The sequence below is a fragment of the uncultured Gemella sp. genome, from assembly GCF_963519265.1.
In the GTDB taxonomy this organism is placed as follows: Bacteria; Bacillota; Bacilli; order Staphylococcales; family Gemellaceae; genus Gemella.
Map to the genome: position 1 here is coordinate 1 of NZ_CAUQNQ010000088.1, position 5149 is coordinate 5149.

At 30.2% G+C, this 5149-nt stretch carries 4 protein-coding genes; 1 reads left to right on the forward strand and 3 read right to left on the reverse strand.

Translation table 11 applies throughout. The features are described from left to right. Nucleotides 1-575: 575 nt before the first annotated feature. Together RWN11_RS07000 and RWN11_RS07005 are read right to left on the reverse strand one after the other, a co-directional pair. Complete coding sequence (locus RWN11_RS07000; RefSeq protein ID WP_314161032.1) at nt 576-1256, reverse strand: response regulator; 681 nt, start codon at nt 1254-1256, stop codon at nt 576-578. Then, on the reverse strand, nt 1257-2855 hold the full coding sequence (locus RWN11_RS07005) for a sensor histidine kinase (RefSeq protein WP_314161033.1): 1599 nt from the start codon (nt 2853-2855) through the stop codon (nt 1257-1259). 374 nt (nt 2856-3229) lie between these two features. On the opposite strand from RWN11_RS07005, the gene RWN11_RS07010 reads away from it, so the two are divergent. Further along, nucleotides 3230-4636 (forward strand): amino acid permease, encoded by a 1407-nt coding sequence (locus tag RWN11_RS07010; protein WP_314161034.1) that lies wholly within the window; start codon nt 3230-3232, stop codon nt 4634-4636. A gap of 127 nt (nt 4637-4763) precedes the next feature. Here RWN11_RS07010 and RWN11_RS07015 read toward each other — a convergent pair. Then, on the reverse strand, nt 4764-5149 hold a 386-nt coding region (locus RWN11_RS07015; RefSeq protein ID WP_314161035.1), incomplete at its 5' end, for an FAD-dependent oxidoreductase.

A 5149-nucleotide genomic window follows, 5' to 3' on the forward strand; every position in this document is an offset into this window, starting at 1 on the left:
AAGAGAAGAAAGACGAGCTTCTTGAAAAAATGTTAGAACGTGGTTTCAAACTTGTTGAAGAAACTTCTGATAACGGATGGTACTCATTCGTAGTAACTAAATAATATACTTAAGTTTTTGATTTTCTATAGTATTTTATTAGGGGATGCCTCAGGAATTATGATTTCAGAGAAATCGATTTATGGAGTCATCCCTAAAAGTTCATGGGAGTGACTCAAAAATCGTGATTTCATAGAAATCGATTTTTCAGAGTCATCCCCGCACAGTTTATTAGATATCTAAAAAGCTTTTATAAAGCAAATTTAGATATCAATAAACCACTGCATCTATGAGTTCTCATATAAACCTTGTTAAAATTTAGGTCTTTTGGGGCAGCCCCTTCCTTTGAGCTCTCATAATAAATTTTTTAAATTTAATTTTTTTGTGAGCAGCCTCATATTTCTTTAAACTGCCTTTTTATATCACAAAATAACCTTCAAAAGTCACTTTACTTTTGAAGGTTATTTTCATTAATTTTTTACTATAATTTTTATATTATGTTAGTGATGATACGATAAAAATTTTTATAATAATTTTTATAATAGTTTTTCTAATTTACTTTCTGATTCAACTGTAAATACTGATACAGGTCTTCCTGAAGTATAGTATTCTGCATCTTCATTTAGGACATTTATATTGACTAAGTGATTTAAGTATTTTCTAATTGTAATTCTAGAAATATCTAATATATCAGCTATTTGTTGTGTTGTAAATCCTGTATTTTGTTGTTGAATAGCCTCTATAACCTTTTTCAATGTTATTCTTGATAGACCTTTAGGTAAACTATCTTCCTCTTCGTCTACTCTACCAGAGTTTAAGTAATCATCGATTAAATCTTGATTAATTTTTTCTTTTGATAGTAGATTGACATAATCTTGAACTTTATCAATGGCTTGTGAAAATCTTTCATAGGTAAAAGGTTTTACTAAATAATCCACCACTCCGTTAGATAATGCAGCTTCTACTGTTTGTATATCATTTGCTGCTGTTATCATAATGATTGGATACCCCTTTAATTCTGGTAAGAATTCAACACCTTGACCGTCAGTTAGATAATTATCTAAAACTATTAAATCAACTTTATTTTTTTTTAGATAATCTTTTGCAGCCTCTAATGATGTAACATGGTTAAGGTCATCAGTTAATTCTTTTCTTTTAAAATATTCTTTATGTATCATCGCTACCATTGGATCGTCTTCTATTATTAGTACTCTCAATTATTGTTCCTCCTCAATTGGTATCTCTATTATAAATTGGGTTTTGCCAACTTCACTTTCCACGTCTATTAAACCGTTATATTTTTTCACTATTGTATCAACGGCATTTAGTCCGTAACCTCTATTCTCTCCTTTTGTTGAATATCCTCGTTCAAATACACTTTCCAGTATGTCCTTATTAATTCCACAACCATTATCATATACTTTACATAAGAGTATATTTTCTTCTGTATTCAAATATAAGTAAACAACAATTTTCCCATCTTTTTTGTTTCCTATAGATTCCATCGAATTATCTATAAGCACTCCAAGAATGATCAAAAGTTCATTAAAGATTTTATCTAAACCTTCTTTATTGAGAATCTTCGAATCTGGATCTATTAATAACGATATATTTTTTTGTTTAGCTTCTCTGACTTTAGCAAGTAAGAACCCTGCTATTGCCGGCACCTTAATATTCTCAGAAATATATCCTATTTTTTCATGATAGTCGTCTTTCAAGTATGTGATAAATTTCTCAACTTCATCATATGACTTCATTTCTATTAATCCATGTAAAACATGAAGTTTATTCATGAAATGATGACTTTGTTCACGTAGACTATCATTATACTTCTCAGTACCACTTAATTCTGTGATTAATTTTTTCATTTCACTTTGGTCACGTAGCGTAACTACAGCACCGTATAATTTATCATCTTGATATATTGCATTTCTATTAACCAATACTTCAATATGATTTAATACGATTAATTCATCTCTACTTTGAAGATTTTCTTCTATTATGCTCTTAAAGAAAATTTCATACATTTCATCAGGAATTTGTTCACCTTTTTTTATCTTAGTATATCCTGCTTTGTCCAAAATTTGATTTGCACTATTATTTTTTACAATAATTTTCTTATCTATATTTATTCCTACTATACCTTCTGAGACATGATCAGAGATTAAGTTTTTTTCAATATAATTATATGCAATTTCCTCTGGTTCATAGTTTAATAAGATACGCTTAAGTTGGCGATTATACATTACTGCTATCGTTGCCGCAAATGTCATTCCTATTAACAAAGCAAAAAGTATCTTTTCTTGTGAGTGCAATATCTGTTTTTTTACAGTTTCTTTAGTATATCCTACACACACTACTCCTATATTTTCACCATTTTCATCTTTAATCGCTGTAAAAAATCTAAGCCCTTCTCCTAATTGCCCAGTTTGTCTACTATAATGATCTCCCGATGTAAATGTAGAACTTACATCTTCTATATTAGAAAACTTTTCACCGATGAATTCATCTTTCGGATGAGTATATCTTGTAAAAGTATCATCCATGATAACAACAAAGTCTGTACCTGTTTCATCCATAACTTTATTAGCGAAGTCTTGTATTTCATTTGTTCTTCTATGATGTTTTATATCATCTTTAATTCCTTTATTATTAGCTATAAGCTTAGCAGTCGAATATATTTTTTGGCGGATAACTTCATCCTCCCGTTTTTTTATATATTCTGTTACAAAAAAGGAAGTAACTAATAAAGAAATGACAACTAGACTTGTCATTATTAACATTAACCTTGTTAATGTTCGTTGTTTTTTCTTCAAAATTTTATCACTCCTCAATAAAAAAACTTTCTCTTAACATTGTTATTATAAAGCAAAACCATTTGCATTTCAAGTGATGTCCACCTTTGTAAACTTCATATTAACTTTAAAATATCAATATTATACAAATATATTTCTGAAATGTAAATTTACATTTAACATTTACATAGTTATCCTTTGATTTTAAGAAAATCGGATTTGCATCTATCATCTTGAATTTATATTTTTTCTATAAAGTAGTATTTTATTCTCAAATAAAAAAATTTTAATTTAATTTATATTATTTTTACTTGAATATTTGTGTAGACTATGCTAGTATTTTAGTAATGCAATTATGCAGTTATTAGTATATTTTATAATTTAGGAGGTTCTCAATGGAGAGGGATGCAAAAAAAATATTTTGGTACACCCTAGCCTTCATGGCATTTTCTACGGTTTGGGCGTTTGGAAATGTTGTTAATGGATACTCTGAGTTCGGTGGATTAAAATCTATAGTTTCTTGGATTTTGATTTTCGTAATTTACTTTATTCCGTATTCATTAATCGTTGGTGAGCTAGGATCTACTTTTAAAGATGCCGGTGGTGGTGTAAGTTCTTGGATTAGTTCTACACACGGAAAACTACTTGCTTATTATACTGGATGGACAATGTGGGTAGTTCACATGCCTTATATTTCTCAAAAACCATCACGTATTATCGCTGCATTTAGTTGGACTGTATTTCGTGATAACCGTATTAGTAAAATGGATATCACATACTTACAAATCGCTTCTTTAGTTATCTTCTTAGTTGCTTTGTTCTTAGCAACTCGTGGAGTAAACTTAATTAAGAAAATGGCGATGTTAGCCGGATCTTCAATGTTTATTATGTCATTATTATTTGTAGTTATGGCTATTACTGCACCATCTATTACCGGTGCTAAAACTTTCGACATCGATTGGTCATTAGATACTTTCATGCCGACATTTGATGTTAAGTATATTACATCAATCGCGATTTTAGTATTTGCGGTTGGAGGTTGTGAGAAGATTTCACCTTATGTTAATAAGATGAAAAATCCTTCTAAAGACTTTCCTCGTGGAATGATTGCTCTAGTAGTTATGGTTTGTACAACTGCGATTCTTGGGACTTTTGCTCTAGCATTAATGTTCGATACAAATAATATTCCTAAAGACTTACTTACAAACGGAACTTACTATGCTTTCCAAACTTTAGGTAACTACTACGGTGTTGGTAACTTATTCTTAGTTATCTATGCAATCGTTGATTTAATCGGACAAGTTTCTGTTGTTATTATTTCTATCGACGCACCACTTCGTATGTTATTAAGTAGTGCTGATGAAAGATACATTCCTAAGAAATTATTAGTTAAGAACGAAAACGATGTATACGTTAACGGCTTAAAACTTGTTGGAGTTATCGTTTCTATCTTACTAATTATCCCAATGTTTGGAATTAAAGAAGTTAATGATTTATTCAGATGGTTAGTTAAACTTAACGCTGTTACCATGCCATTACGTTACCTATGGGTATTCGCTGCATATATCTTCTTGAAAAAATCAGCTGAAAAATTCCAATCTGAATACAAATTTGTTAAGAATAAATATGTAGGTATGGGACTTGGAGCTTGGTGTTTCTTCTTGACAGCGTTTGCTTGTATTTCTGGTATGTACACTCCAGAAAGTACTTTCCAAACAATTATGAACATCGCAACACCAATCGTTCTACTTTCATTAGGATTAATTATGCCTTACTTGGCTAAAAAACATAACAACAAATAATTATTAAACTATTTTCACAAGAAAATTACCTACTGAGTTTTTTATCAATACTCAGTAGGTTTCTTTTTTTACTTTTATAAAAAATCAAAGAAGAGAAACTATCAATAGAGTTTCTCTTCTTACTTTATTATTCTAAACCTTCTACAAAGCTATAAGCACTTTGTGCTGCTATAGCTCCATCAGATGCTGCTGTGATTACTTGACGGATTTCTTTTTCACGTACGTCTCCAGCTGCAAAAATACCAGGTACTAATGTTTCTAATTTTTCATTAGTTGGAATGTAGCCAGCTTCATTAGTAATTCCTAAATCTCGGAAATCTTGAGTTTGTGGTAACATACCAACATAGATGAATACTCCATCAGCTTTAATAGAGCTTTCTTCACCAGTTTTAACATTTCTGATTTCGATTGAAGAAACTTTTCTTTCACCTTTAATTTCGTAAGCAACACTGTCCCAAACGAATTCGATATTTTCTTTAGCAAATGCTCTGTCTTGAAGAATTTTTTGTGCAC